Here is a 25,438-nt window from a genome sequence, read left to right on the forward strand (position 1 = left end):
TCACGCAGACGCCGAAAACTGAACAACGATGAAGGCATCAATATGAAAATCAAAACGATGGCGCTTGCCGCGCTGGTCTCGCTCGCCGTGAGCGCTTGTGCAACCGAACAGAAAACCGACATGGCCAATGTTCTCGACGCGAAGGGGCTGCAGGCGATCTTCAAGCAGGGCGGCGGCACGTGCACATGGAAAACCGGCTCGACCGAAGGTCAGGATTTCTACTATTCGACCGATTCCAAATCCGGCGGCGAAGCCGATCGCAACATCGGTGCAGACACCATGCAGGGCACCTGGGCGCTGAAAGGCAATCAGTTGTGCGTGAATTTCGGCAGCGAAGAGTGCTCGACGCTCGAAAAAGCCGGCAAGAAGAAATACAAAGCCAACTTCGGCGGCAAGGCCTACGATCTGGGCTGCTGATTTCGGATCGTTTCCGGCGGTAGGGGCGCAGTGCAAACTGCGCCCTTTTTCGTTGGAGGTCCAAGGCTGCGTCACTATATGATTTCAAGGGGCGCACGAAGGCACACAATCCGGGATGCCGATAACGGGGAAACCGATATGAAACTGATGATGTTCGATGCCGGCGGCAAGGCGTGCCTTGGGGTGGTCGATGGCGATACGGTGATCGATGCCGGTGCCTGCGATGCGGCGCAGCCTGAAACGCTGCTGGATCTCATCAAGGCCGGACCGGATGCCCTGGCCGCACTTCGCGCCGCGACGGATAGCGCCCCCGACAGCGCCCGGCTCAAGCTGAACGATGTCACACCGGCGCTGCCGATTGAACATCCCGGCAAGTTCGTCTGCGTCGGCCTGAATTACGCCGCGCATGCCCGCGAGGGCGGGCACGATATTCCCGATTACCCGTCGCTGTTCCCGCGCTATGCGACCTCGCTGGTCGCCGCCGAAGCGCCGGTGATCCTGCCGAAGGTATCGGAGCAACTGGATTACGAGGTCGAGCTGACCATCGTCATCGGCCGGGGCGGGCGGGCGATATCCGAACAGGACGCGCTCGATCACGTCTTCGGCTACACCGTCTTCAACGACGTTTCGGTGCGCGATTACCAACGCAAGACCAAGCAGTGGACGCAGGGCAAGAACTTCGACGCTACCGGACCGCTGGGTCCCGTGGTGGTGACGCCCGAAGACCTGCCGGCGGGGGCTTCGGGTCTCAGGATCACCAGCCGCGTCAACGGCGAGACGCGTCAGGATTCCAACACCGCCGACATGATTTTTTCGACCGCCAAAATCATCGCCATCCTGTCCGAGTTCATGACCCTGGAGCCGGGCGACGTGATCGCCACCGGGACCCCGTCGGGCGTCGCGCATGCGATGCAACCGCCGGGATGGATGACGCCCGGCGATATCGTCGAGGCCGAAGTCGAGGGCATCGGCATATTGCGTAATCCGATCGCCCAGGAGGCGTAGTAAATCTGTCCGTTCCGGGGCCATCCTTCGAGACGGCCTTTCAGGCCTCCTCAGGATGAGGGGGAGTAAGATTATCCTCATGCTGAGGAGGGCGTATCGCGCCCGTCTCGAAGCATGGACTGTGTTGAAGGATTTGGGGAAGCAGAAGCCGTCATGATCCTCGAAGCGCTGCAGTACCTGACGACACCGTGCCCCAGGCACCTCAGATCATTAGGGTATCTGAAAGAGCTGATTGCGACCGAGGCCCGTTACCGTCGATGCCGCGCCGCGTGGCAGCCGCATCTCGACAAAACCCGCGCCATGATCTCAGCCGCCGCCGGAGCAGCAAGCGGCAACGAAAAGGCCGTCGTTCTCGGCGGCGGATTGTTGACGGATATCCCGCTCCGGGTGCTTGCCGCAAAATTCGCGACCGTCGTACTGGTGGATGTCTGTTTCCTCAAGCAGACACGGCGAAACGTCTGGCGTCACCCGCACATTGAAATGCAGACCTGCGATATCACGGGCGTGGCCGAAGCGGTCCGCCGTGGCGAGATACCCGATCGCGTTGTGCCGGATATGCTGTCGCTCGAAGATGCGGATCTGGTCGTTTCCGCCAATGTGATGTCGCAACTGCCGCTGGTGCCGCTGGCGTACCTGCGAAAACGGCATGGCCTGACCGATGCCGAGACGGCGCGGACGTTTGCCGAGGGCATTTTCCGCGCGCACCTGGAGTTGTTGAAGGCATGCCGGGGGACGGTCTGTCTGATCACCGAGGTCGAACGGCAGTTTCTCGACGGCGGGGTCGTGCTCGGCAGCGAAGACCCGCTATGCGGTGTGGAGCCGGACAAGAAAGGCGCCGAGGAATGGTTCTGGGATATCGCACCCCGGCCCGAGGCCTCGCCCGACTATGACATCCGGAACCGGGTGCGGGGCGTGGTGTGGTAGGGGGCGTAGCCCCCTCTCCCGGCGCGCAATCGCGCCACCCTCTCCCCAGGGAGAGGGATATGGGGGGCGACACAAAGAAATCGTCATCCCCAACTTGATTCAGGGCCCATGGGCGAAACGCACGGACGGGTTTTCATGGATGCTGAATCAAGTTCAGCATGACGGCGTGGTGAGTAGTATCACCCCACCTTCAGGCCGTATTCGGCGGAAGCATCTTCGAGCCACGTCCACAGATACGTCGAGAAACTGCGGAGCGCATAAAGCTCATACGTCGGATCGCCGTTCCTGGCCGTCGCCGTCTGCGTCAGCATCACGCCGACTTTCGAGACGATGGTCTGGGCGCACTGGCCGGGGCCGAAGTGCGACGGGTGCAAATCGAGCGCGCAGCCCTTTTGCAGCACCATGCGGGCGCAGGCACCGGAAATCTCGATGCAGGTCCGGGCATGCGTGCTATCCGTGACCGAAGCATGTAGCCCGTCCGCCTTCAGGTTTTTCATCAGGGCCTTAAGCGCGCGCTCGGCGCCTTCGGGCTTGGTGATGACCAGCCATTCGTCAGGCCCGAGCCACATGATCCGTGTCGTCGACGGCTTTCCGGCGACGGTATTGGCGGCCACGGGCGGCGCCACGCGGACGGCTTTTTCGACGGCGCCGCTAAAGACCGTATCGGCCGCGTCGCCGCGAATGTTGATCAGGCCGCGATAGGGGATTTCCCGCATCACGACGCCGGTGCCGGAAACGTCGGCGTCCTCGTGCGCGCGCGCTTCCAGTCCCAGATGGGCGAGCGGGCTTCTCAGGCGATAAGGATCAACCATTCATCCGGCTCCCTTCGGGGTCATAGAAAACGGGGGCGACGACTTCACAGGCGACGGTTTTCCCGTCGAGCGGCACATAGACGGTGTCGCCGATGCGGTTCTTGCCGCCTTTGACCAGCGCCATGGCGATGGAATGACCGAGTGCCGCCGACCAATAGCTCGACGTCACATGGCCGATCATGTCCATCGGCGGCTGGGGCCGGGTTTCGGCGACGATCTGACCGCCTTCGGGCAGCACTTCTTCCGGGTCCGCCGTGCGCAGGCCGACCAGTTGCTTGCGGTCGTCGCGCACCGTATCGGCGCGTGAAAGCGAGCGCTTGCCGATGAAGTCGGGTTTCTTTTGCGACACGATCCAGTCCATGCCGAGATCGAAGGGCGTTACCGTGCCGTCGGTTTCCTGACCGACGATGATGAAGCCTTTTTCGGCGCGCAGCACGTGCATGGTTTCTGTGCCGAACGGTGTGATGCCGTATTTCTCGCCGGCGTTCATGATGTCGGTCCACAACGACAGTCCCGCCGACGCCGGGACGTTGATTTCGTACGACAGTTCGCCGGTGAAGCTGATCCGATAGACGCGCGCCGGGATGCCGCCGACGGTGCCGTCGCGCCATGACATGAACGGGAACGCGTCGTTATCAAGATCGATGTCGCTGGTGAACTCGCCGAGCAAATCACGGGCATTGGGACCGGCAAGCTGCAACGTCGCGAACTGTTCGGTGACCGAGGTGAGGTAAACTTTCAACTCCGGCCACTCGGTCTGCAGCCATTCCTCGAGCCACGCCAGCACGCGCGCCGCGCCGCCCGACGTGGTGGTCATCAGGTAATGGTTCTCGCCCAGGCACGACGTCACGCCGTCGTCCATGATCATGCCGTCCTCGCCCAGCATGAGGCCGTAGCGGCACTTGCCCGGCGCAAGTTTGAGCCACGCATTGGTATAGACGCGGTTGAGGAATTCCGCCGCGTCGGGGCCCTGTATGTCGATCTTGCCGAGCGTCGTCGCATCGAGCATGCCGAGCGAGCGACGCACCGCCAGGCATTCCCGCGCCACGGCGTCGTGCATGCTTTCGCCGTCCTGCGGGTAATACCACGGACGCCGCCACTGGCCGACGTCTTCCCACAGGCAGCCCTGTTGTTCATGCCAGTCGTGCATCGGCGTGCGGCGGACGGGATCGAAGAATTCACCGACGGCGCGGCCCGCCAGCGCACCCATGGTGACGGGCGAGTAGGGCGGGCGGAACGTGGTCGTGCCGGTTTCGGGGATTTTCTGGCCGAGCGCGGCGGATAGGATCGCGTGGCCCGGAATATTGCCGGTCTTGCCCTGATCGGTGGCCATGCCGAGCGTGGTGTAACGTTTGGCGTGCTCGACCGAGCGATAGCCTTCGCGCGCCGCCAACTGCACATCGGCGACGGTGACGTCGTTTTGCTGGTCGAGGAAATGTTTGCCGCGCTGGCCCGCCGGTTTCGTCGTCGGTACGTACCAAAGCGTGCGCCAGGCTTCCTCGTCCACGTCGGACGTGGCGGTCGCGACAGCCGGGCGTTCCTTGGCCGTCATACCAAGCAGGGACGCCGACTCGATTCCGGCGAAATCGCCTTCGTTGAGCGCTTCCTGCAACGAGAAGTGACCGTTGGCGGCGCCGCAGCAGATCTCGGCCTGCCCGGTCTCGCCGGGGACGAACACGTCGTCGGTATCGCGCCAGGTGTTGCGACCGCCGGAATGGCTGTGCAGGTGCACGACCGGATTCCAGCCGCCGCTGGAGCCGACGGTATCGCAGGCAATGGTGCGCGACCGTCCGGTGACACCATCCGCGTCGTCGTTGAGCTTCATTACCTCGACGCCCTTGACGCGCTTGGTGCCGAGGACGGCGGTGATCGCCGAATTGTCGATGACCTCGATGCCCGCTTCGATGGCGCGGGTCACCAGCTCGCCCGCCGGGTCGGGGCGGACATCGATAATGCAGGCGACGGCACAACCCGCCGCCTTGAGGTCCAGCGCAGAGCGATAGGCATCGTCGTTGTTGGTGAAGATGACGTGACGCTTGCCGGGGCTGACGCCGTAGCGGTTCACATAGGTTCTGAGCGCGCCCGCCAGCATGCAGCCGGGCCGGTCGTTGTCGGCATAGATCAGCGGCCGTTCGATGGCCCCGGTGGCGAGGATCACACGCTTGGCACGGACGCGCCAGACGCGCTGGCGGGTGCGGCCGTCCTGACCGTGCGCGACGTTCGTGTCGCGGTTCTGGATCAGGCCGAGGAAGTTGTGATCGTAATAGCCGAACGCCGTCGTGTGCTTGAGGATGGTGACGTCGGGATTGCGCATCAGTTCGGCTTCGACGGCGGCAACCCAGTCGCTCGCCGGCTGGCCGTCGATGACCGAGGTTTCGTTCAGCAGTTGTCCGCCCAGTTCCGGCTGTTCATCGACGAGAATCACCCTGGCACCCGTCGCGGCGGCGGTGCGTGCGGCGGAAAGTCCGGCCGGTCCGGCACCGACGACGACGACATCGGCGTGTGCGTTCATCTTGTCATAGGTATCGGCATCCGGCACTTCCGGCGAGCGGCCGAGGCCGGCGGCGTGGCGGATGAAATGCTCGTATATCTTCCAGCCCGACACCGGCCACATGAAGGTCTTGTAGTAAAACCCGGCGGGCAGCATGCGGTGAAACAGGCTGTTGACGGCCATGACGTCGAACGACGGCGAGGGCCAGCAGTTGACGCTGGTCGCATCCAGACCGTCGTACAGCGGCACCCGCGTCGCCAGCATGTTGGAAATCGTGCTGGCGCCGCGTTCAAGCTGCACAAGCGCGTTGGGCTCTTCGGTGCCCGCCGTGACGATGCCGCGCGGACGGTGATACTTGAAGCTGCGCCCGACCAGCATGACGCCGTTGGCAAGCAATGCCGAGGCCAGCGTGTCGCCCGCGTAGCCGCTCATCAGACGGCCGTTGAAATAAAAGTCGATCTGGCGCGTGCGGTCGATGCGTCCTGCGTTGTGGAGACGATGGCTCTGGCTCATGACTTTTTCGCCCCCTCGGCCCGGGTTTTGTCCATGAGGGCCTTGATCTCTTTCGGCGGCTGTTCGCCCATTTTATAGATCGCCAGGATCTCGTTGCTGTGGGTGTTGCGGCAGACGTTGAACCAGCGCCGGCAACCCGCGGTGTGGACCCAGCGTTCGAGGTGCGGGCCTTTCGCGTTCTTGCGCATGAACAGGTAATCGGCCCATTCGGCGTCGCTCAGTGCTTCCGGGTTTTCCGGGCGCGCGATGTGCGCTTCGTGGCCGTAGGAAAATTCCGTTTCCTCGCGTGCGCCGCAGAAGGGGCAGGTAATAAGAAACATCGTCTGTCCTCCCCTAATGCGCCACGCCGGCGGCGCCGTGTTCATCGATCAGGTAGCCGTTAACGAAGCGGTCCAGCGAGAACGCGGCGTTCAGCTTGTGCGGTTCGTCGCGCGCGATGGTGTGCGCGAACACCCAACCCGACCCCGGCGTCGCCTTGAACCCGCCGGTGCCCCAGCCGCAGTTGAAGTAAAGGCCATCGACCGGCGTCTTTGAAATGATCGGGCTGGCGTCGGGACATGTGTCGACGATGCCGCCCCACTGGCGCATCAGGCGCATGCGGCTGAACAGCGGGAACAGCTCGCACACCGCGGCGATCTGATCTTCGATGATGTGCAGGCTGCCGCGCTGCGAATACCCGGTCGGCGCGTCGATGCCGGCGCCCATGACAAGTTCGCCCTTGTCGGACTGCGAGATGTAGCAGTGTACCGCGCCGGACATGACGACGACGTCGATGACCGGTTTCACCGGATCGGAGACCATGGCTTGTAAGGGGTGGCTTTCGATCGGCATGCGGAAACCGGCCATGTCCGACATGACGGTGCAGTGCCCGGCGACGACGACGCCGACTTTCTTGGCCTTGATCTGACCGCGCGATGTCTGCACACCGGTCACCTTGCCTTTGTCGATGTCGAAGCCGGTAACCTCGCAGTTCTGAATGATGTCGACGCCACGCGCATCGGCGGCGCGGGCCAGCCCCCAGGCCACCGCGTCGTGGCGCGCCGTGCCGCCGCGCGCCTGATAGCTGGAGCCGAGTACCGGATAGCGGATCGTCGGGTCGAGATTGATGATCGGCACCAGTTCGCGGATCTGTGCGGGTTCCAGGTATTCGCCGTCGATGCCGTTCAGCTTGTTGGCGTAGACGCGGCGCTTGGTGTCGCGGACGTCACCCAGGCTGTGCGCCAGATTCAGGACGCCGCGCTGACTGAGCATGATGTTGTAGTTGATGTCCTGGCTCAGCCCTTCGTAGAGCTTGAGCGACTTTTCATACAGATGCGCGCTCTCGTCCCACAGATAGTTGGAGCGGATGATGGTCGTGTTGCGGCCCGTGTTGCCGCCGCCGAGCCAGCCTTTCTCAACCACCGCGACATTGGTGATGCCGTGCTCCTTGGCCAGGTAATACGCGGTCGCCAGGCCGTGCCCGCCGCCGCCGACGATGACGACGTCGTATTCCTTTTTGGGATCGGGAGAGCGCCACGCCTGCTGCCAGTCGCGGTGGTAACCCATCGCGTTGCGAAGCAAACTGAATATGGAATATCTGGTCATGCCGTCCCCAACAATCGCCGCGCCGGTTAAGTTGTCCGTGTCTCCACGCTAGATGCCCTCCTTTCCCACCGTCAAGGCAGGACGTCTGTCCGTTTTACGACGCCGATCCTCATTTTTACGACCCGCGCCGGGGATCGGCCCGCGGCGGCCCCGGTGTCCGGCGGCATTATCCCGACATATTGTCGTTCCCATGCAAGTCGCTACCAGATAATGTGCGCGAATGCAGTACAAGAGGTTCCGTTCCGGCGTGGTTCTGGCGATGATGATTTTCGCCTGTTTCGCGCTGCCGGCGGCGGCGCTGGACAAGCCGCCGGGGATCGACCTCGACATCATCGATGAATTGCCGCCTGCGGACGGAACGGCACCGGCGGGCGCGGCAGAAGAGACGGAAAATCCCCTCGACCGGGATTTCAAGATCGCCCTCGAAGCATTCCAGGAGCGCGACTATGTCACCGCGCGCGAAAGGTGGTCGGAACTGTCCGATGCCGGGCACGGTATCTCCATGCACAATCTGGCGGTTCTGAAGTGGCGCGGGCAGGGCGGGCCGGTCGATAAAAAGGCGGCGCTTGAGCTGTTCCGTAACGCCGGCGATGCCGAGGTCGGGCCGTCGCTGCATGCGTTGGGCGTGCTCGCGCTGAAAGGCGCCGGCGTGCCCGCGAACCCGGCGGAAGCCGTACGTTTTTTCGAGGCGGCCTCGGCGCTGGGCCATACGCCGTCGACGTATAACCTGGCGCTGGCGCATCTGCAGGGGATCGGCGGGGCAGGTGACAAGACACTCGGCATGGAACTGCTTGAGGCAGCGGCGGAAAGCGGGCTGGCGCGCGCGCAGTACGATCTTGCGACACTGCTTTATCAAGGCACGTATGGGAAAACGGATAAGCAAGCCGCGCGCATCTGGTTCGAGCGCGCGGCCGATCAGGGCGATCCGTTCGCGTACTACAATCTGGCGCTGATGCAGCTTAATGGCGAGGGCGGCGAAAAGGATGCCGAACTTGCCGTGCTGAATTTGACGGAAGCCGCCGTGATGGGGGCGGTGCCGGCGCAGGTCCGCCTCGCGCACATGCTGGCGCGCGGCGCAAACGGTGTCGGCAAGGACGTGGTGCAGGCGTACGCGTGGTTCGCCATCGCCGGCAGCCTGGGTGCCGAGGGCGCGCTGGAGAATGCCAAGCGTCTGGCCCGCACGCTCAAGCAAAGCCAGCTCAAAGCCGCAAAGCAGGCGGCGGCGGCATTCAAACCGCGCGGACCGGCAACGTCCGCCGACACGACGAACGCGAACACAGCCAACAGCGATGCAACGGCAGCGGACGATCTGCTGAAAACACTGCAGTAGTATGGCCAATAGTATGGCCAATAGTATGGCCAATAATATGGAAAGTCGGATAAATGCTCAGTTTTCTGGTTAGAATTCTTAAATTCACCGTCAAGGCGGCGATCGTTATCGCCGGCATTGCCGTCGTGATTTCATACGCCCGGCTCAGCGAATTCGGCGACATGAGGAAGACGCTGCTGGACAAGGTGATGAATTCCTATGCCGGGCGGATCGCCATCGACGGCGATATCGAGTTGCAGATGACGTTCCCGCCGAGCGTCGCCATCGACGGGGTGCGGATCAGCAATTCCAAATGGGGCACCCGCCCGGACATGATGACGGCGCAGCGCGTCGTCGCCGAGATCGATCTGTTGCCGCTTCTGCAGGGCGACATGGCGGTCCCCCGGCTGCGCATGATCGGCGTCGATATCGTTGTCGAACAGAAACGCGACGGCACCACGAACTGGGACGAGCTGAATGATTTCGACACCGCCGCCGGACCCGCCAATCCGGCGACGCCGATGATTTTCCCGCAGATCGGCGGCGCCTCGGTCAGTGTCGCCGGCGGCACGCTGACGATTTTGAACAATGTCCTGAGCGCGCCGATCGTCCTGTCCCTGAACGGCGCCAACATCCTGACCGGCGGGATCGTGCCGTGTTTGTAAGGGGCAGTGAGTCGGCTCGCCGGTGCGGTGCAGGGGGAATGCACACGCCGTCCATGTCGATGTCGGAGAAGGTTTATAGGTGCGCGCAGGTCTACCGAAAATGTCTGCTGTTAGCCAAAAGGAGACTAGCAGCGCCTGATTTAATTGGAGGGAAACAGTGACTTGTTAGCAACACGCAAATCAGTGAACTGCATTGACCGCTAATGGATCGCTTACTTCAAAACTGAAGCTTTTCTCTCTGAATAAGCAGAGGCAGGCATCTACAACGTCAGCATCGTACTTCGTTCGCCGCCCATCGACGATTTCAGCCAATGCCTTTTCGATACCGAGACCTGCACGATAGGGGCGATGAGATGTCATGGCTTCAACGACGTCGGCAACCGCAATGATTTTTGCCTCAAGGATAATCTCGTCTCCTTTTAGTCCTCTAGGATAACCGCTGCCATCCATACGCTCATGATGCTGGTAAGCCGCCTCTGCCAATGGCCATGGCCAGTTCATTTTGATTAAAATGTCATAGCCAGCCTTCGGATGGCCCTTCACTAATTGAAACTCTAACAAAGATATTTTTCCGGACCTTGAAAGTATTTCCAACGGGATCGAGATTTTTCCGATATCGTGCAAAGACCCTGCAATCTCCAAGCCTTCCAATCGGTTCTCATCAAGGCCAAGTTCCCTGCCAATGGCAACCGCGATAATGGCTACATTTTTCTCGTGTCCGACGGTGTGGGGGTCACGCAAATTGCTAATTTCAATAGCCACTTCCACGGTACTCAGCAGTGCTAACTTGATCTCCTCTAAATGGCCTATTGCGGCACCCTCTGCCAACTTGCGTTCACGAATATCACGAATATTGCATTGAATAACCTTCGTGCCTTCGCAATCGTAAGAATTGCTGATGAACTCAACGGCAATGACAACGCCACTCTTGGTTTTAAGGGGCATATCTTCATAGCGCACGCGCCCCTCATCTTGCAGTTTAAGGAACATCACTTTGCTTTCGGGCAAATCTTTGAATGCACCGACCTCCCAAAGCTTTTTCCCTAAGAATTCTTCATGCGAGTAGCCCAGCATTTTAATCAAAAAGGGATTAACGTCCTCAATCTGCCCTGTATCAAAATTGAGGAGAAGAATCCCATCGAGCGCTGTTTCAAACAATCGACGATATCGCGCTTCCGAGGTGCGAAAGTTTGCTTGTAAAACATCGGCAAGCCGGACGGCCTCTGCCGCACTCTTGGCAAGTTCTGCTGATATATTATCGGATGTCATTAATTTTATCCAAAACCAGTTCGGACAGGCGAGTTTTCGCCCGTCTGTGAGACGCTCACATGAATTTTTAAGTTGGTCTGCTTGAGATCTAGCCGAAGCTACCATCCACAAGAGCGCTCTAAATCATGTAAATACAAGGTTATTCGCTATGTCAGCCCACAGCGCTTTCCCGTTTCGGCTTTTAAGTGTCAGTCCTCTTCGGGTCATAAGCAGTCATTCGATTTTCGCTTCTCATGTATCGGGCAATTTTTTGCGGATGTTTGCCATGTGCATATCCTTGCGGAAATCCGCGTCCGGCATGACGAAGCGGGGGTAAGTCCGCGCTGGATCAAAAGCCGCATCGCAAAATCGGTTGCCGGCGGAGACGACATTCAAACAAACCCCGTACAACCGGCTACGTATTCGCACCGATATGTCTTTGTTGGAAAATCGGGTAGATTCATTTGCGTTGAACATAGTTTATGCCGAAACATTCGGGAGACCCGCGTGAACCCAGTCACGATCATCGGTATCATAAGCGGTTTCGCGATCGTTTTCCTGTCGATCCTGGCGACCGCCAAGGACGCCATCGTCTTTATCAACCTGCCAGGTCTGCTGATCGTACTCGGCGGCACGATTGCCGCCACGCTGGTCAGCTATCCGCCGACTTATATCTGGCGGGTCTGGCGTAACTTCATCAAGGCGCTGAAGAACGAGGGCCTGTACGAAAAGGACGATGTCGACGATATCGTCGAGATCGCCAAACGCTGGAAGACGGGCCAGATCGCCAAGGTCGACGAGAAACTCAACGAGATCCGCAGCCCCTTTCTGCAGACAGGGCTGCGGCTTCTCATCGACGGCACACCGGCCGAGGATGTCGAGGATTTGTTGCGCTGGCGGATTACCCGGCTGCGCTCAAAGGAAAACGCCGAAGCCGACGTCTTCCGCACGATGGGGTCGTATGCACCGGCCTTCGGTATGCTCGGCACCCTGATCGGTCTGGTCAATATGCTGTTCGGCATGAGCGAGGGCGGGTTCGACACCATCGGCCTCAACATGGCGGTGGCCCTGATCACGACATTTTACGGCCTGATTCTGGCGAACCTGCTTTTCAAGCCGATCGCGACGAAGCTGGAGGACCGCACGGAACAGCGCGTGCGCACCCTCGGCATGGCGCTCGAGGCGGTAAACCTTATCAGCCAGCAACGGACCCCGTCCTACATCCGCGAGACGCTCTATTCATTCCTCGCCGATTACGACGACGAGGTCATGGGCACTTCGAAAAGAGACCACCCCGAGGTCGAGACACCATGAGTAAAAGGCCTGCCAGCGGTACGAATACGGCGGAGGGGCAGGGGCATGGACTGGGGCATGGGCTGGGGCATGGACTGGGGCATGGACTGGGGCATGGACTGGGCGATCAGTCCGTGAAGCGCCTCATCAGGCGTGCCTCACGGCAGGATACATTCGGCCCGGTTCGCATGAAGGGAGAGCGTCTGGAAGAATGGATGCTCACATACATGGATACGGTGACTCTCCTCGTCACGCTGTTCGTCCTGATATTAAGTTTCGCCAGTATGGATGAGGATAGATACAACGCCCTCGTGGAAGGTCTGCGGCTCGATAAATACAGTGCCGGGATACTGGTCGGATCGAAGGGCGTCATGGAAATGCCGGCCGTCAAGCAAACGCCGCTTCCCGTCGCTGAAATACCCGCCCCCGATGAAGAACCCGATACCGGCATCAGCGAGCGGCTTGAGGACCTGATTGCCGAAAATGGCCTCGACGATCAGGTTGCGATTAAATTTTCCAAGGACCTGATCGATCTGCAGCTACAGGAGGGGGTTCTGTTCCCCAGCGGTTCCGCCGAATTGCTCGAAGGCGGCAAGCAGCTCCTGAGCCAACTGCTTTTGCTTCTGTCGGCGGGCGACTACCTGATTTCCGTTCAGGGGCATACGGATAGTGTGCCCATCTCGACGGAGCGGTTTCCCTCGAACTGGGAGCTTTCCGGTGCACGGGCGGCGTCCGTCGTTCGCGAACTGATTGCGCTGGGGATCGCAGAGAAAAGGCTCGAACTTTCAGGCTTCGCGCATACGCATCCCGTGGACGATAACGCCACGCCATCCGGGCGCGAGCGCAATCGGCGGGTCAACATCCTGCTGCATGCGACGCAGCAAGACATGAAGGCAATCCTGCTCAAGCTATCGCAGTGACGTTACGTTAAAGCGTGATGAAGTCAGGTTGAACCATTCTGACCGAGCCAATTTCGACCCGGAGCAAGAGAGCCTTGATGAGTGTATCCGGGATACGGTCGAGAGGCTCGACGCACGCCCGGGCCGAAATTGGCCGGTTCCTTCGGAATGGCCTGGGTTGGCCGCCCGCGTCGTTATCGGCCTCGCCCGATGCTTCGGCATCGCGCTTCGACCGACGTCTGGCGGCGCGGCTCAACCCAGCGCCATCAGAATTGATTCCATCTGACTTCATCACGCTCTAAAGCCACTTCGCCAGGTCGTCGTGCGTTGTCGCATGAACGGCTTCATGGGCGGCCTGGATTGAAGAGGAAGCCTTTGCTGCGGCTTCGGCGAAGACGGGGTCGAACACTTTCCCTTGCTTGGCGACGATTTCACTGATGACGGCATCATGCGTGCGGTGGGTGAGAATCCAGCCGGCTGAGCGGGCCGCATCATAATAGTCTGCAATCGCCAGTATCCGGGCATCCAGCGGGATTTCCTCACCTGCCAACCCGTGCGGATAGCCGGACCCGTCATAGCATTCGTGGTGGGCTTCAATTACCCGGCCAAGCGAGCCCCCGGAAAACAGTCTGTCGGTGATGAACTTGCCGATGGTCACATGCTTTTGCATGTACTGCAGGTCGGCAGGAGACGGTTTCTTGCGATGCAGGACTTCGGACGGCACGCCGAGCTTGCCGATATCGTGCAGCAAACCCTCAAGCCACAATTCGGACTGGCCTCGTTCCCCTATGCCGCTCTGTTTGCCGATGATCGAGGCGACTTCGGCGACGGCAATACCGTGCATCAGGCCATCGGAATCCGCTTTGTCGAGGATGTTCACGATGATACGCCCGGAAACCACGTCCTTGCGGTTAATCAGCGCGTTTCGTAGTCGTTTCATGATGTAATTAAAGCACGTTTTACGGATGATACAGTGTATTTTTTAATACGCGCTTCTTTCTTTATCAGCGGTGTGCTTGCGCTGCGGGGCGGGGTCAAAAAAACGCCCCTCCCGAAGGAGGGGCCAGGTCAGGGTTGGGGGTGGCAGAATGCCTTCAGCCGGTCGGGCTCAGGCTGATCTCGTGGCTTGAGGCATGGCCTCTGCGCAGTCTCGAGAAGATGCCTCGCATAGCCTCGGCCTGGAGCCGGCGTCCTTCGCGGATCGCTTGTTCGACTTCGCCGCTGGTGAAAATACTCGGCGCTTGCGAATGTTTTGATCTCTGATTGCTGTTCATCTCAGGGGTCCTTTCAATATGTGGGCGGGACCAAAGGGTCTCTGTCCCCGCGCTGTTGAAAGGACATTAATCGATACATAAAAAAGTCATAATGCCTAAAAAAAGACTATGTTTCGTGAAATTTATTCATTAATATACGTGTATGGATCGCTTTGGAGAAATGGAAACCTTCGCCAGGGTCGTGGAAAGCGGCAGCTTTTCGCATGCCGCGCGCGAGCTGCACATGACGCCGTCCGCCGTCAGCAAGATGATTGGCCGGCTCGAGGACCGTCTTGGCGTGCGCCTGCTCAGCCGCACCACGCGCAAACTCAGCCTGACGGAAGAGGGGCGGGTTTTCTATCAGCGCATCACCCCGATCCTTGCCGAGGTGGAGGAGGCCGAGGAAACCGTCTCGTTGTCAACTGCGGAAGCGCGGGGCGTGCTGAAAATCAATGCTTCGACCGCGTTCGGCCAATATCAGATCGTGCCGCTGATCCCGGGGATGCTGGAAAAGTATCCAAGCCTTCAGGTGCAGCTAACGATGACCGACAGCATCGTCAATCTTGTCGAAGAGGGCTACGACGTCAGTATCCGCATCGGCACATTGACGGATTCATCATTGATCGCCCGCAAGCTCGGCACCGCGCACCGCGTGCTGGTGGCATCGCCGGATTATCTGAAGCGCCATGGTGTGCCGAAATGCCCGGCCGATCTCAAAGAGCATGAATGCCTGAAACTGAGCATCCCGACATCGCTCAACAAATGGGAGTTCAACATGGATGATGGCCCCCGCACCGTCGAGGTGTCGGGACGTTTCGAAACCGACAACGCCATTGCGCTCCACGAGGCGGCACTGGCCGGGCTGGGCTTGTTCCGCGCCTCCACGTTTGTCGTCGGCGACGATATCAAATCCGGTAAGCTGGTTCCGGTGCTCCAGGAATTCGAAATTGCCGGCGATCCGGGTATTTTCGCGGTCTGGCCGCACAACCGGAATTTGTCGGCCAAAGTGCGCGCGTTCGTTGATACACTGGTTGAGGCTTTCAGCCCGATCCCGCCGTGGGAGCGCGATAGCTGACGGGTGAGTGTGTTCGCAACGGCGTCACCGCCGGACATTGCTGCAATGCAAAATTTTCAGTGGTTATTAAGCGCATTAGTGGTATCAACCGCTGGGTTTTTTGTGACGCATACGTTTGAGTCCCCGCACGGGCGGAGAATGAAATGAACAAAATCGACACTTCATCGCCACATGCCGATGCGCCTGACGACGCTGTTCATGGCAAGTCCACGATGAAGCGCTCCGTGATTCTGGCGATCTTGCTGGCGCTGGCCGCCGTGGCCTGGGTTGCGTCCGGCGCTTTTGAAGACAATACGGCTGCTCCGCAGCAAACCGTGGCGGCGCGTAATGCCGGCGATACCGCGCCGATCCGTGTGCGGGTGCTGAGCCTCGCGGCCGTCGACCATCCACGCACCCTGATCGTCACCGGGCGGACCAATGCCATCAAGGATGCCGAGATCAAGGCTGAAACGTCTGGCCAGGTGATCGCCCGGCCGGCCCGCAAGGGCAGCATGGTTGAAAAGGGCGCGGTGCTGCTTGAGCTGGCGATGGACGACCGCGCCGCGCGTCTGCGCGATGCCGAGGCACGGCTTGGCGCCGCCAAGATCACCTATGAAGCGTCCAAGGACCTGCAGCGCAAACAATTCGAATCGCAAATCAAGCTGGCCGAAAGTAACGCCGCGCTTGCCGAGGCCGAAGCTGCGCTGGCGGCGATCCGGCTGGAAGTCTCGCGGACGAAAATCCGCGCACCGATCGCCGGGTTTGTCGAGACCCTGCTGCCCGGCCCCGGCGATTACGTCGAGACGGGCGAGCTGGTGGCGATGGTTGTCGATCTCGATCCGATGCGCGTCATCGTCAACGTTACCGAGCGCGACGTCGAATTTCTGCGCCTTGACGATCTGGCGACGATCCGGCTGCCGAGCGGGCGCGAGGTCGGCGGCACGGTCCATTACATCTCAAGGGTTGCCAATGACGTGACGCGGACCTTCCGTGTCGACATCTGGACGGACAATCCGGATGCCTCGATTCCGGCCGGGCTGACGGCGGAAGTGCACCTGAACGGCGGTTCCCGCAAGGCGCACCGGATACCGACCTCGGCGTTGACCCTGAACGATCAGGGCAAGCTCGGCGTGCGCACCGTGGCCGATGGCGATATCGTCAAGTTCGTTCCCGTGACGCTGCTCGACGACACGCCCGGGGGCGCCTGGGTTTCGGGGCTCGCGGATCGGGTGACGGTGATTACCGTCGGTCAGGAATTCGTCGTCGACGGTCAGAAGGTGCAGCCGGTTTCGGCCGACACGCCGGAGGCGGGCGGAAATACAGACACGCCGAAGGCGGGCGGAGATGCGTCGTGAATGCCCTGATCGACGCCGCCGTCAGTCATAGCCGGACCGTTCTCGGCAGCCTTGTGCTGATCCTGATCGCCGGTGTCGTCGCCTTCAACGACATCCCCAAGGAAGCCGATCCCGACGTCAATATTCCGATTATCTATGTCTCGATGCATCACGAGGGCATCTCGCCCGAGGATGCCGAGCGTTTGCTGATCCGCCCGATGGAGCAGGAACTCCGTTCCATCGAAGGCGTCAAGGAGATGCGCTCCAAGGCCTATGAGGGCGGCGCCAACGTGACGATGGAATTCGATGCCGGGTTCGACGCCGACGAGGCGCTGTCGGATGTGCGTGAAAAGGTCGACCTGGCGAAACCCGAACTGCCGGGCGAAACCGACGAGCCGGAAGTGCACGAGGTCAATATTTCCCTGTTCCCGATTTTGGTGGTGACGCTGTCGGGCAACGTGCCGGAACGAACCTTGCAGAATCTCGCGCGTGACCTGCGTGACGATGTCGAGGGAATTCCCCAGGTCCTCAAGGTCGAGATCGCCGGCGACCGCGAGGAACTGGTCGAGGTGGTGATCGATCCGGTGGCCATCGAAAGCTACGGTCTGTCGCCGCTCGATACGGTGTCGAGCATTTCCAGCTCCAACCTGTTGGTCGCGGCGGGCGCGCAGGATACCGGCAAGGGCCGTTTCGCGGTCAAGGTGCCGGGCCTGTTCGAGAACGTTGCAGATATCGCCGGGATGCCGGTCAAGGTCGACGGCGACAGCGTCATCAGGCTTGGCGATATCGCGGAAATCCGCAGGGGCTTCAAGGACCCGGAAACATTTGCCCGCGTCGACGGTCATCCGGCCGTGGCGCTCGAGGTTTCCAAGCGGACCGGACAGAACATCATCGAAACCGTCGAGGCCGTGCGCGCCACCGTCGAGGCGGCGCGGGCCGAGTGGCCCGAAGCGATGCACGCCGCCGTGCAGGTCGAATACCTGCAGGACAAGTCGGACGATATCCGCCTGATGCTGGCCGATCTGCAGAACAACGTTCTGTCGGCGATCCTGCTGGTCATGGTGATCGTCGTCGCCGCGCTCGGACTTCGGACCGCGGGGCTTGTCGGGATCGCCATTCCGGGCTCGTTCCTGGCCGCCATTCTGGTGCTGTATTCGGTCGGCATGACGGTCAATATCGTCGTTCTGTTCAGCCTGATCCTGGCCGTCGGCATGCTGGTCGACGGCGCCATCGTCGTCACCGAATACGCCGACCGCAAGATGATCGAAGGCGACAAACCGCGCCAGGCGTATACGCTGGCGGCGAAGCGCATGGCGTGGCCGATCATTGCCTCGACGGCGACGACGCTGGCGGCGTTCCTGCCGCTGGTGTTCTGGCCGGGGCTGGTCGGCGAGTTCATGAAGTTCCTGCCGATCACGTTGTTGATGACGCTGACGGCCTCGCTGGCAATGGCGCTGATTTTCGTGCCCACGCTGGGCGCGCAGATCGGCAAGGCGGGCGGCGCCGTCGATGCCGACCTGATGCGCGAGCTTGCCGGCTCGTCTTCCTTCCGCACCGATCACCTGAGCGGCGGTACGGGTGTGTATGTCCGCCTGCTCGACAAGGCGCTGCGCCATCCGGGAAAGATCCTCTTGCTCGCCTTTGCCCTGCTGATCGGCGTACAGGGGGTTTACGGCACGCTCGGCAAGGGCGTCGAATTCTTCCCCGAGGTTGAACCGGAACTGGCCAAGCTGCAGGTGCGCGCGCGCGGCAACCTGTCGGCGTGGGAAAAGAACGACCTGATGAAAGAAGTCGAGGGACGCATTCTCGACGTTTCCGGCATCCGTTCGGCGTACACCCGCGTCGGCCAGCAGGAACGCTCGGAAGAAGCCGAGGACATCATCGGCGAGATCACGCTGGAATTCGAAGAGTGGTATCTGCGCCGCAAGGCCGACGTTATCCTGAACGAGGTCAGCGACAAAACCGGCGACATCGCCGGGATCTTCATCGACCGCCGCAAGGCCGAGGCCGGCCCGCCGGTCGGCAAGGATGTTCAGGTGGAATTTTCCAGCCGCTACGTCGATCTTCTGGCGCCGGCGGCGGCGCGGCTCCGCGCCTATATCGAAAGCGACGGCGAGTTCGTGAATATCGAGGACAGCCGCCCGTTGCCGGGGATCGAGTTCGAAATCAACGTCGACCGTGCGCAGGCGGCCAAGTACGGGGCCAACATCGAGCTTGTCGGGCGCGCCGTCCAACTGGCGACCAATGGCCTCAAACTCGGGGAATACCGCCCCGACGACGCCGATGACGAGATCGATGTGCGGGCCCGCTATCCGGAACGTTTCAGGACTTTAGACGAGTTGCAGCAGATACGCGTCGACACCACGGGACAATCTGTGCCGATCGGCAACTTCGTCGACGTCGTCGCGAAACAGAAAACCGGTACGCTGAACCGGACCGACACGCGCCGCGTGATGTCGGTGAAGGCTGACGCCGTCGAAGGCGTGCTCGTCGACACCAAGGTCCGGCAGGTCGAGAAGTGGGTCGCCGAGGCCGGTTTCGACCCGCGCATTTCTGTGCGCTTCAAGGGCGAGGACGAAGAACAGAAAAAGGCCCAGGATTTTCTCGTCAAGGCGTTCGGCGTGGCGCTGTTCCTGATGGCGCTGATCCTCGTCACGCAGTTCAACAGTTTCTATTCGGCGTTCCTGATTCTGTCCGCCGTGATCATGTCGACCATCGGCGTCTTCATCGGGCTTCTGGTGACCGGCCAGCCGTTCGGCGTGGTGATGAGCGGCATCGGCGTCATCGCGCTGGCGGGGATCGTGGTCAACAACAACATCGTGCTGATCGACACTTTCGACCGCCTGAAAGAGGACGCGAACTCGGTCCGCGACGCGATTCTCAAGACCGGCGCGCAGCGCCTGCGCCCGGTTCTGCTGACCACGGTGACGACGATCCTCGGGCTGATGCCGATGGTGCTCGGCATCAACATCGATTTCGTCAACCGCAGCGTCAATATCGGCGCCCCGTCGACGCAGTGGTGGACGCAACTGTCGACGGCGATCGTCTTCGGTCTTGCCTTCGCGACGGTCCTGACACTGATCGTCACACCGTGCGCGCTGATGATCCGCGGCAATCTCGCCGATTGGCGTCAGGCGCGCCGGACGCGGAAGCAGACGGCGGTTTCAGCCGGCTAACAGCGCACGTCACCCTGAACCACAGAGGCGCCGAGGACACAGAGGCTGGCCCGTGGCTTCTCTGCGTCTCTGTGGTTTTAATTCATGGATGCTGAAATAAGTTCAGCATGACGGGGGCGTGTCGTCGGGCGTCTCGCCCAGTTCCTTGTCGAGCAGGACCGCGGCCATTTTCTTTGCGATCATTGCGGATTCCGGTGTGCCGCGTACATGCGCCATCACGATCGCGCCTTCCTTGAGGAGCGACAATTGCTCGGCCAGGTCTTCGGGGTCGCGGGCGCCGGCCTGGGCGCACAGCTTGCCGAGATATTCGGCGATACGCCGTTTGTGCTCGGCCGCCAAGCGGTGCGCAGGATGGTCCAGTTCTCCAAACTCGCACGCTGCATTGATGAAAGCACATCCTGAATAGCCGAGCCCGGCAAACGCGCGGCCCTGGAACCATTCTTCAAGCGCATCGAACATCGAAAGCAGCCGGCCGCGTGGCGTCGCCGACGCTTTCTCCATTTCGCTCATCAGCCAGTTGCGGAACGTTTCATCGCGCCGCTGCAGCGCGGCAAGGATCAGTTCCTCCTTGGAGCGGAAGTGTTTGTACAGCGTCATTTTGGCGACGCCGGCCTCGGCCAGGATCTTGTCGATCCCGGTGGCGTTGAAGCCGTGCTTGTAAAAGAGGCGCAAAGCAGTGTCGATCAGTTCGTCGCGGCGCGATTTCAAAGGAATCTCCTTAAAGCATACTACTCTGTCTATCATTCATTAGGTCAGGCAATCAAGAATAACAACAAAAAAGTCATGGTCTCTTGATTGGGCTCATATATCTGACATCACATAAAGGTCTGTATACAAAAAACATACAGATATACGGGCCCTGATGCAGATCAATATCAAGGAATCCCATAAAAAGGGACATAGGCGGAAATATTTATAAAAAAACCTATTGACTAAGACAGACAGGTCTGTATATTACGCTGCATCACAACGACACAATGAATTGCCCAAACGAAGGAGAACACCAATGCCCCGTACGAATCTTCCCACCACGACCAATGACGCGCCGGCAGCAGCTCAGCCGCTGCTCGACGGCGTCAACAAGGCGCTCGGCAGCGTTCCGAACATGTTTCGTATTATTTCCAACAGCCCGGCCGCCCTCGAAGGGTATCTCGGGCTTAACGGTGCTCTGGCGAAAGGCACGCTTTCCCCGCAGACGCGCGAACGGATCGCTCTCGCGGTAGGCCAGGTGAATGGCTGCGGATATTGCCTGTCCGCGCATACGTACCTGGGTAAAAACCTCGCGAAACTGGACGACGCGGAAATTGCCGCCAACCGTATCGGCGCTTCGACCGACCCCAAGGCTGATGTGGCTGTGCGGTTCGCCGTGAAACTGGTCGAAAATCGCGGCCGTGTCAGCGAGGCCGACGTATCCGAACTGAAGATCGCCGGTTACGAGGATGGCGATATCGTTGAGATCGTGGCCCACGTCGCCCTCAACACATTGACCAATTACATCAACGAGGCCCTTGAAACGCCGATCGACTTCCCCGTCGTCAGCACCAAGGTCGCCTAAGACGGACCCCCAAGGGCGCCCCGGCTGTTTCTGCCCCCTGGAAACGCTCCTGGGCCGGGGCGCCCGCCCCCCCTAAAGGGACAAAAAGCTAAAGGAATAAGAAAATGTCACGCCCCCCCTTGCCACCGTTTGACGAAGCAACGGCCAGGATAAAGGTCCGAATGGCCGAGGATGCATGGAACAGCCGTTCGCCCGAGAGGGTCTCGCTTGCGTACACAGCCGATAGCCGGTGGCGAAACCGGGCCGAGCAACTGGAAGGCCGCGAACAGATTGTTCTGTTTCTGACCAGGAAATGGACACGTGAACTCGATTACCGCCTGATCAAGGAACTTTGGGCATTTCATGAGAACCGGATTGCCGTTCGTTTTGCCTACGAATTTCATGACGACAGCGGAAACTGGTACCGGGCTTACGGAAACGAGAACTGGGAATTTGCCCCCGACGGATTGATGCGTGTGCGCATTGCGTCGATCAACGATCTGCCGATCTCGGAAGAGCAGCGGTTGCTGCGCTGGCCGCTCGGCCCCCGCCCGGAGGATCACCCGGGCCTCTCGACCCTGAAATTATAGCGAACACCCGAATACCGGCGCCGGCACCCCGGCACCGGGAGCAGAGGACCGTGGATGCATTTCCCTGCGCCGCAAGCGTAGCGATTTCTGCGACAGGACGAGTCTTGCCTGAAGACAGGGATTACAGGTCCGTCAACCCGGCGGTGCGGCATGGCGATCGCACCGTCTAAACCTAGACGAGGAGTAACAAATGGATACGAACATAGCTGACGAATGCGGTTGCGGTGTTACGCACGAGAAAGTGGATATGGCCCGCCGCCGTCTCATGTCAGGTGCAGCCGGCGTTGCCGCCTTGGGCGCGGTGGCCGCTACGGGCGGCGTTGCTTCGGCGGCAACCAGCGAAGCGCGGGCACAGTATGCGGATCCCGAAAAACCGGGGCTGCCGCAAATCGATATGACGATCGATCCCAAGCGAACCGCGCTTGTCGTCACGGATCCGCAAATCGACTTTCTCTCCGAAAAAGGCGTGACGTGGGGTGTCGTGGGCGAGAGCGTTACCGAGCAGGGCACCGTCGACAACATCGAGCGTCTATTCATCGCCGCCAAGAAAACGGATATGCCGGTCTTCATTTCGCCGCACTATTACTATCCGCACGACCACAAATGGCAGTTCGAGGGCACGCTTGAAAAAACCATGCACTCGATTGGTATGTTCAATCGCCTTGATCCACTGAATGTGGACGGTTTCAAGGGCTCCGGCGCGGATTGGATGCCGCAGTACAAGAAATACATCGAAGACGGCAACACGATCGTCTGCTCGCCTCACAAGGTCTACAGCCCGGCGCAGAACGATCTCAATCTGCAACTGCGCAAACGTGGCATCGACAAGGTGATCCTCGCTGGCATGTCGGCGAACCTGTGCACCCAGGCGCACCTTTACGACCTGCTGGAACTTGGTTTCGAGGTTGCGGTCGTACGCGATGCGACGGCCGGAGCCAAGGTTCCCGAAGGGGATGGTTACCTCGCCGCGATTATCAATTTCCGGATGGTCGCCAATGCCGTCTGGTGGACGGACGATGCCGTTAAACGCATCACCAATGCTGTCATCTGACCTCAAACCCAAACCTCAACTCACTCAAAAACCTGAAAGGATCAATCTCATGGATATCAAGTCTTACTTCGTTGTTGCCGTAATGATGGCACTGTCGGTCTTCTTTACGACCGTGGCGTTCGCCGATGATGAATACAACGTCGCGAAAGGTCTGACGCTGACAGGCAACCCGCTCGGGATGCATGGCGTCGATCCGATTTCGCTGTTTGAAAGCGACGAACCGAAAATCGGCAATGCCGAATTCACTTCGGAACATGAAGGCGTCGACTACTACTTTGCCTCTGCCGAGGCAAAGAAACGCTTCGAGGCGAACCCGGAGTTATATGTGCCCCAGTTCGGTGGTTTCTGCGCCTTCGGGGTCAACGTTGGCAAGAAACTCGATGGCGATGCCCGCTACGCCGATATCCTCGACGGCAAGCTCTATCTGTTCGTGAACGACATTATTCTTCAGAAGTACCTGAAAAACAGGGAACAGATCATCGCCGGTGCTTACGATAAATGGCCGGGGATCCGTTCCACGCCCGTGGAAAACCTCTGACGGGATTGTTGAAGGCCGGATTGTGACCTCGCTTATCCGGGGCGTGCAATCCGGCCTTCCCGTGCCGGCTGAAGCGTAGGAGACACAGAGACCGGTTCGAATTGGGACCGCTCTGTGTCTCTTTGCTTTTATGGACGCTGGGGCAGGGGCATTCCGCGCTCAGGCGCGCGGCCGGGAAACCGCATTCTCGCCGTCATCGTCATCGTCGTCTTCGATCTCGTCGATATCTTCCGGCGGCAGCCCCGCGGCGTCGCGTGCCTTCAGACGCCGGTAACGTCGGATACTGACCGGGATCAGACCGAGATAGAGAAACAGCACCGCCGCCAGTGTCCACCAAGGCGCGGAAACGGTGAACGTCACCGTCACGGCAATTACGATCATCACCGGCAGGAACCAGGCGCGGGGAATGCGCGAAGCCTTGAACGAAAACGTCGGTACCGTGCTGATCAGAAGCGCACCGGATGCCAATTCCCATATCGCGACAGTGCCCGGGTTACGGAAGAAGTCGTCCCCCAGATTGAGCGACATGATCAGCGGCAGCAGAACCAGCCCTGCACCGGCAGGGGCCGGCACGCCGGTGAAGAACTGCCCCGCCCACTTCGGTTTGCCCGGGTCTTCGAGCGCGACATTGAAGCGCGCCAGACGCAGCCCGCAGCACATGGCGAACAGCATGCACACGATCCAGCCCCAACGCCCGGCATCCTGCATTGCCCACAGATAAAGGATCAACGCCGGACAGACGCCGAAACAGACGAAATCGGAAAGCGAATCCAGCTCGGCACCGAACTTGCTGGCGCCTTTCAAGAGCCGGGCGACACGGCCGTCCAGCGCATCGAGCAGCGCCGCGACAGCGACTGCCATGGCGGCGAATTCCCATTGTGCGTGCAGTGCGAACCTGACCGATGTCAGCCCCGAGGCCAGTCCCATCAGTGTCAGGACGTTGGGGATCAGCTTGTTCAGGCTCATGACGCGGATGCCGCGGCGTTTCTGCGCAGCGCCGGCCGCTTGATCGGCGTCCTGAGCGGACGTCGGGTTTTCTGGCGCTTCTTCGGTCATCTAGCGAATCTCGCCCTTTAACGGTTCGCCGTTTCTGGCGAGATCGGCAATGACCGTCTCGCCGGCAACGGTGGTCTGACCTTCGATCACCAGCGGCTGCACGTCGTCCGGCAGGTAAATGTCGACACGCGAGCCGAAACGGATCAGGCCGAAACGTTCGCCGGCCTTGAGCGGCGAACCGGTTTCAACGTAGCACAGGATGCGCCTGGCCACGAGACCGGCGATCTGCACGAAGGCGATCTCGGTGCCGTTATCGGCTTTCACCTTGAGCGACATGCGCTCGTTGAATTCGCTGGCCTTGTCGAGCGATGCATTGAAAAAACGGCCGGGCCGGTAATGCTTTGCGCTGACAATGCCGGAAATCGGTGAACGGTTCACATGCACGTTGAAGACGTTCATGAATACCGCGACGCGGGTCATCGGCTCGGTACCCATGTCCAGTTCGGGCGGCGGCGGCGCCTTGATCACCGACTGCACGACGCCGTCGGCGGGGCAGATGACGAGGTTGTCGCCGCTCGGCGTGATCCGGTCCGGATCGCGGAAGAAATACACGCACCACGCCGTCAGAAGCGCACCGAGCACGCCGGCGGGTTCCCACCAGATGTAGAGGATTACCGCAACGGCGGCAAAAATCGCAATGAACGGGTATCCCGCTTTGTTAATCGGGACGAGAACGATTTTCAGCAAAACAC

Annotated in this window: 24 protein-coding genes; 14 read left to right on the forward strand and 10 right to left on the reverse strand. The window is 60.3% G+C overall.

Annotation, left to right across the window (positions count from 1 at the left end):
- The first annotated feature begins 42 nt into the window (after nucleotides 1-42).
- The 3 genes from L2D14_08310 (at nucleotide 43) to L2D14_08320 (ending at nucleotide 2,346) form a co-directional block, all read left to right on the forward strand.
- Entirely contained in the window at nucleotides 43-417 is a 375-nt protein-coding gene (locus tag L2D14_08310) for a hypothetical protein (protein ID WNK01424.1), read from the forward strand.
- Between the two features lie 138 nt (nucleotides 418-555).
- The gene (locus L2D14_08315) at nucleotides 556-1,422 is read left to right on the forward strand and encodes a fumarylacetoacetate hydrolase family protein (protein WNK01425.1); all 867 of its coding nucleotides are present in this window, start codon (nucleotides 556-558) and stop codon (nucleotides 1,420-1,422) included.
- Nucleotides 1,423-1,575: 153 nt separating this feature from the next.
- Nucleotides 1,576-2,346 (forward strand): hypothetical protein, encoded by a 771-nt coding sequence (locus L2D14_08320; GenBank protein WNK01426.1) that lies wholly within the window; start codon nucleotides 1,576-1,578, stop codon nucleotides 2,344-2,346.
- 179 nt (nucleotides 2,347-2,525) lie between these two features.
- On the opposite strand, the gene L2D14_08325 is transcribed toward L2D14_08320, so the two are convergent.
- The 4 genes from L2D14_08325 to L2D14_08340 are packed head-to-tail and all read right to left on the reverse strand — an operon-like array spanning nucleotide 2,526 to nucleotide 7,746.
- Nucleotides 2,526-3,158, reverse strand: coding sequence for a sarcosine oxidase subunit gamma family protein (locus tag L2D14_08325; protein WNK01427.1), 633 nt, complete (start codon nucleotides 3,156-3,158; stop codon nucleotides 2,526-2,528).
- A complete protein-coding gene (locus tag L2D14_08330; protein WNK01428.1) occupies nucleotides 3,151-6,162 on the reverse strand; it encodes a sarcosine oxidase subunit alpha in 3,012 nt (1,003 codons plus the stop codon). The genes L2D14_08325 and L2D14_08330 overlap by 8 nt, the downstream gene beginning before the upstream one ends.
- Nucleotides 6,159-6,482: a sarcosine oxidase subunit delta gene (locus tag L2D14_08335; GenBank protein WNK01429.1), complete on the reverse strand. Its 324-nt coding sequence runs from the start codon at nucleotides 6,480-6,482 to the stop codon at nucleotides 6,159-6,161. The genes L2D14_08330 and L2D14_08335 overlap by 4 nt, the downstream gene beginning before the upstream one ends.
- 13 nt (nucleotides 6,483-6,495) lie before the next feature.
- A complete protein-coding gene (locus L2D14_08340) occupies nucleotides 6,496-7,746 on the reverse strand; it encodes a sarcosine oxidase subunit beta family protein (GenBank protein ID WNK01430.1) in 1,251 nt (416 codons plus the stop codon).
- Between the two features lie 220 nt (nucleotides 7,747-7,966).
- Here L2D14_08340 and L2D14_08345 point away from each other — a divergent pair, with 220 nt between their 5' ends.
- Together L2D14_08345 and L2D14_08350 are read left to right on the forward strand one after the other, a co-directional pair.
- The gene (locus L2D14_08345; GenBank protein ID WNK01431.1) at nucleotides 7,967-9,076 is read left to right on the forward strand and encodes a tetratricopeptide repeat protein; all 1,110 of its coding nucleotides are present in this window, start codon (nucleotides 7,967-7,969) and stop codon (nucleotides 9,074-9,076) included.
- Between the two features lie 53 nt (nucleotides 9,077-9,129).
- Nucleotides 9,130-9,720 carry an AsmA family protein gene (locus L2D14_08350; GenBank protein WNK01432.1) on the forward strand — a complete coding sequence of 197 codons (591 nt, stop codon included), beginning with the start codon at nucleotides 9,130-9,132 and terminating at the stop codon, nucleotides 9,718-9,720.
- 180 nt (nucleotides 9,721-9,900) lie between these two features.
- Here L2D14_08350 and L2D14_08355 read toward each other — a convergent pair whose 3' ends face one another.
- Nucleotides 9,901-10,989: a PAS domain S-box protein gene (locus tag L2D14_08355; protein ID WNK01433.1), complete on the reverse strand. Its 1,089-nt coding sequence runs from the start codon at nucleotides 10,987-10,989 to the stop codon at nucleotides 9,901-9,903.
- A gap of 486 nt (nucleotides 10,990-11,475) precedes the next feature.
- Here L2D14_08355 and L2D14_08360 point away from each other — a divergent pair, with 486 nt between their 5' ends.
- Both L2D14_08360 and L2D14_08365 read left to right on the forward strand, forming a co-directional pair.
- Nucleotides 11,476-12,282 carry a MotA/TolQ/ExbB proton channel family protein gene (locus L2D14_08360; protein ID WNK01434.1) on the forward strand — a complete coding sequence of 269 codons (807 nt, stop codon included), beginning with the start codon at nucleotides 11,476-11,478 and terminating at the stop codon, nucleotides 12,280-12,282.
- On the forward strand, nucleotides 12,279-13,181 hold the full coding sequence (locus L2D14_08365) for an OmpA family protein (protein WNK01435.1): 903 nt from the start codon (nucleotides 12,279-12,281) through the stop codon (nucleotides 13,179-13,181). The genes L2D14_08360 and L2D14_08365 overlap by 4 nt, the downstream gene beginning before the upstream one ends.
- Nucleotides 13,182-13,458: 277 nt before the next feature.
- Here the strand turns inward: L2D14_08365 and L2D14_08370 are convergent, their stop codons facing one another.
- Both L2D14_08370 and L2D14_08375 read right to left on the reverse strand, forming a co-directional pair.
- On the reverse strand, nucleotides 13,459-14,100 hold the full coding sequence (locus L2D14_08370; GenBank protein ID WNK01436.1) for an HD domain-containing protein: 642 nt from the start codon (nucleotides 14,098-14,100) through the stop codon (nucleotides 13,459-13,461).
- A gap of 154 nt (nucleotides 14,101-14,254) precedes the next feature.
- Nucleotides 14,255-14,434 (reverse strand): hypothetical protein, encoded by a 180-nt coding sequence (locus tag L2D14_08375; GenBank protein ID WNK01437.1) that lies wholly within the window; start codon nucleotides 14,432-14,434, stop codon nucleotides 14,255-14,257.
- 142 nt (nucleotides 14,435-14,576) lie between these two features.
- On the opposite strand from L2D14_08375, the gene L2D14_08380 reads away from it, so the two are divergent.
- From L2D14_08380 to L2D14_08390, 3 genes are all read left to right on the forward strand, one after another.
- Complete coding sequence (locus L2D14_08380; GenBank protein WNK01438.1) at nucleotides 14,577-15,488, forward strand: LysR family transcriptional regulator; 912 nt, start codon at nucleotides 14,577-14,579, stop codon at nucleotides 15,486-15,488.
- 143 nt (nucleotides 15,489-15,631) lie between these two features.
- Nucleotides 15,632-16,822, forward strand: coding sequence for an efflux RND transporter periplasmic adaptor subunit (locus L2D14_08385; GenBank protein WNK01439.1), 1,191 nt, complete (start codon nucleotides 15,632-15,634; stop codon nucleotides 16,820-16,822).
- Nucleotides 16,819-19,977: an efflux RND transporter permease subunit gene (locus L2D14_08390; GenBank protein ID WNK01440.1), complete on the forward strand. Its 3,159-nt coding sequence runs from the start codon at nucleotides 16,819-16,821 to the stop codon at nucleotides 19,975-19,977. The genes L2D14_08385 and L2D14_08390 overlap by 4 nt, the downstream gene beginning before the upstream one ends.
- Nucleotides 19,978-20,079: 102 nt before the next feature.
- On the opposite strand, the gene L2D14_08395 is transcribed toward L2D14_08390, so the two are convergent.
- The gene (locus tag L2D14_08395; GenBank protein ID WNK01441.1) at nucleotides 20,080-20,685 is read right to left on the reverse strand and encodes a TetR/AcrR family transcriptional regulator; all 606 of its coding nucleotides are present in this window, start codon (nucleotides 20,683-20,685) and stop codon (nucleotides 20,080-20,082) included.
- Between the two features lie 298 nt (nucleotides 20,686-20,983).
- Between L2D14_08395 and L2D14_08400 the strand changes: the two genes are divergently transcribed.
- From L2D14_08400 to L2D14_08415, 4 genes are all read left to right on the forward strand, one after another.
- The gene (locus tag L2D14_08400; GenBank protein WNK01442.1) at nucleotides 20,984-21,532 is read left to right on the forward strand and encodes a carboxymuconolactone decarboxylase family protein; all 549 of its coding nucleotides are present in this window, start codon (nucleotides 20,984-20,986) and stop codon (nucleotides 21,530-21,532) included.
- 104 nt (nucleotides 21,533-21,636) lie between these two features.
- On the forward strand, nucleotides 21,637-22,101 hold the full coding sequence (locus tag L2D14_08405; protein WNK01443.1) for a nuclear transport factor 2 family protein: 465 nt from the start codon (nucleotides 21,637-21,639) through the stop codon (nucleotides 22,099-22,101).
- 190 nt (nucleotides 22,102-22,291) lie between these two features.
- Nucleotides 22,292-23,152 (forward strand): cysteine hydrolase, encoded by an 861-nt coding sequence (locus L2D14_08410; protein WNK01444.1) that lies wholly within the window; start codon nucleotides 22,292-22,294, stop codon nucleotides 23,150-23,152.
- A gap of 49 nt (nucleotides 23,153-23,201) precedes the next feature.
- Nucleotides 23,202-23,690 carry a YHS domain-containing (seleno)protein gene (locus tag L2D14_08415; protein WNK01445.1) on the forward strand — a complete coding sequence of 163 codons (489 nt, stop codon included), beginning with the start codon at nucleotides 23,202-23,204 and terminating at the stop codon, nucleotides 23,688-23,690.
- A 159-nt stretch (nucleotides 23,691-23,849) separates the two neighbouring features.
- On the opposite strand, the gene L2D14_08420 is transcribed toward L2D14_08415, so the two are convergent.
- Both L2D14_08420 and L2D14_08425 read right to left on the reverse strand, forming a co-directional pair.
- Entirely contained in the window at nucleotides 23,850-24,746 is an 897-nt protein-coding gene (locus L2D14_08420; GenBank protein WNK01446.1) for a phosphatidylcholine/phosphatidylserine synthase, read from the reverse strand.
- Complete coding sequence (locus L2D14_08425; protein ID WNK01663.1) at nucleotides 24,747-25,430, reverse strand: phosphatidylserine decarboxylase; 684 nt, start codon at nucleotides 25,428-25,430, stop codon at nucleotides 24,747-24,749.
- Nucleotides 25,431-25,438: the final 8 nt, after the last annotated feature.

This window comes from Thalassospiraceae bacterium LMO-JJ14 (assembly GCA_021555105.2).
Lineage (GTDB): Bacteria > Pseudomonadota > Alphaproteobacteria > Rhodospirillales > Casp-alpha2 > UBA4479.

Coding starts and splice junctions, on each gene's coding strand:
- L2D14_08345 (WNK01431.1), top strand. CDS start 7,967: ATGCAGTACAAGAGGTTCCGTTCCGGCGTGGTTCTGGCGATGATGATT.
- L2D14_08365 (WNK01435.1), top strand. CDS start 12,279: ATGAGTAAAAGGCCTGCCAGCGGTACGAATACGGCGGAGGGGCAGGGG.
- L2D14_08380 (WNK01438.1), top strand. CDS start 14,577: ATGGATCGCTTTGGAGAAATGGAAACCTTCGCCAGGGTCGTGGAAAGC.
- L2D14_08385 (WNK01439.1), top strand. CDS start 15,632: ATGAACAAAATCGACACTTCATCGCCACATGCCGATGCGCCTGACGAC.
- L2D14_08320 (WNK01426.1), top strand. CDS start 1,576: ATGATCCTCGAAGCGCTGCAGTACCTGACGACACCGTGCCCCAGGCAC.
- L2D14_08315 (WNK01425.1), top strand. CDS start 556: ATGAAACTGATGATGTTCGATGCCGGCGGCAAGGCGTGCCTTGGGGTG.
- L2D14_08350 (WNK01432.1), top strand. CDS start 9,130: ATGCTCAGTTTTCTGGTTAGAATTCTTAAATTCACCGTCAAGGCGGCG.
- L2D14_08375 (WNK01437.1), bottom strand. CDS start 14,434: ATGAACAGCAATCAGAGATCAAAACATTCGCAAGCGCCGAGTATTTTC.
- L2D14_08355 (WNK01433.1), bottom strand. CDS start 10,989: ATGACATCCGATAATATATCAGCAGAACTTGCCAAGAGTGCGGCAGAG.
- L2D14_08335 (WNK01429.1), bottom strand. CDS start 6,482: ATGTTTCTTATTACCTGCCCCTTCTGCGGCGCACGCGAGGAAACGGAA.
- L2D14_08330 (WNK01428.1), bottom strand. CDS start 6,162: ATGAGCCAGAGCCATCGTCTCCACAACGCAGGACGCATCGACCGCACG.
- L2D14_08325 (WNK01427.1), bottom strand. CDS start 3,158: ATGGTTGATCCTTATCGCCTGAGAAGCCCGCTCGCCCATCTGGGACTG.
- L2D14_08420 (WNK01446.1), bottom strand. CDS start 24,746: ATGACCGAAGAAGCGCCAGAAAACCCGACGTCCGCTCAGGACGCCGAT.
- L2D14_08410 (WNK01444.1), top strand. CDS start 22,292: ATGGATACGAACATAGCTGACGAATGCGGTTGCGGTGTTACGCACGAG.
- L2D14_08405 (WNK01443.1), top strand. CDS start 21,637: ATGTCACGCCCCCCCTTGCCACCGTTTGACGAAGCAACGGCCAGGATA.
- L2D14_08340 (WNK01430.1), bottom strand. CDS start 7,746: ATGACCAGATATTCCATATTCAGTTTGCTTCGCAACGCGATGGGTTAC.
- L2D14_08310 (WNK01424.1), top strand. CDS start 43: ATGAAAATCAAAACGATGGCGCTTGCCGCGCTGGTCTCGCTCGCCGTG.
- L2D14_08400 (WNK01442.1), top strand. CDS start 20,984: ATGCCCCGTACGAATCTTCCCACCACGACCAATGACGCGCCGGCAGCA.
- L2D14_08370 (WNK01436.1), bottom strand. CDS start 14,100: ATGAAACGACTACGAAACGCGCTGATTAACCGCAAGGACGTGGTTTCC.
- L2D14_08415 (WNK01445.1), top strand. CDS start 23,202: ATGGATATCAAGTCTTACTTCGTTGTTGCCGTAATGATGGCACTGTCG.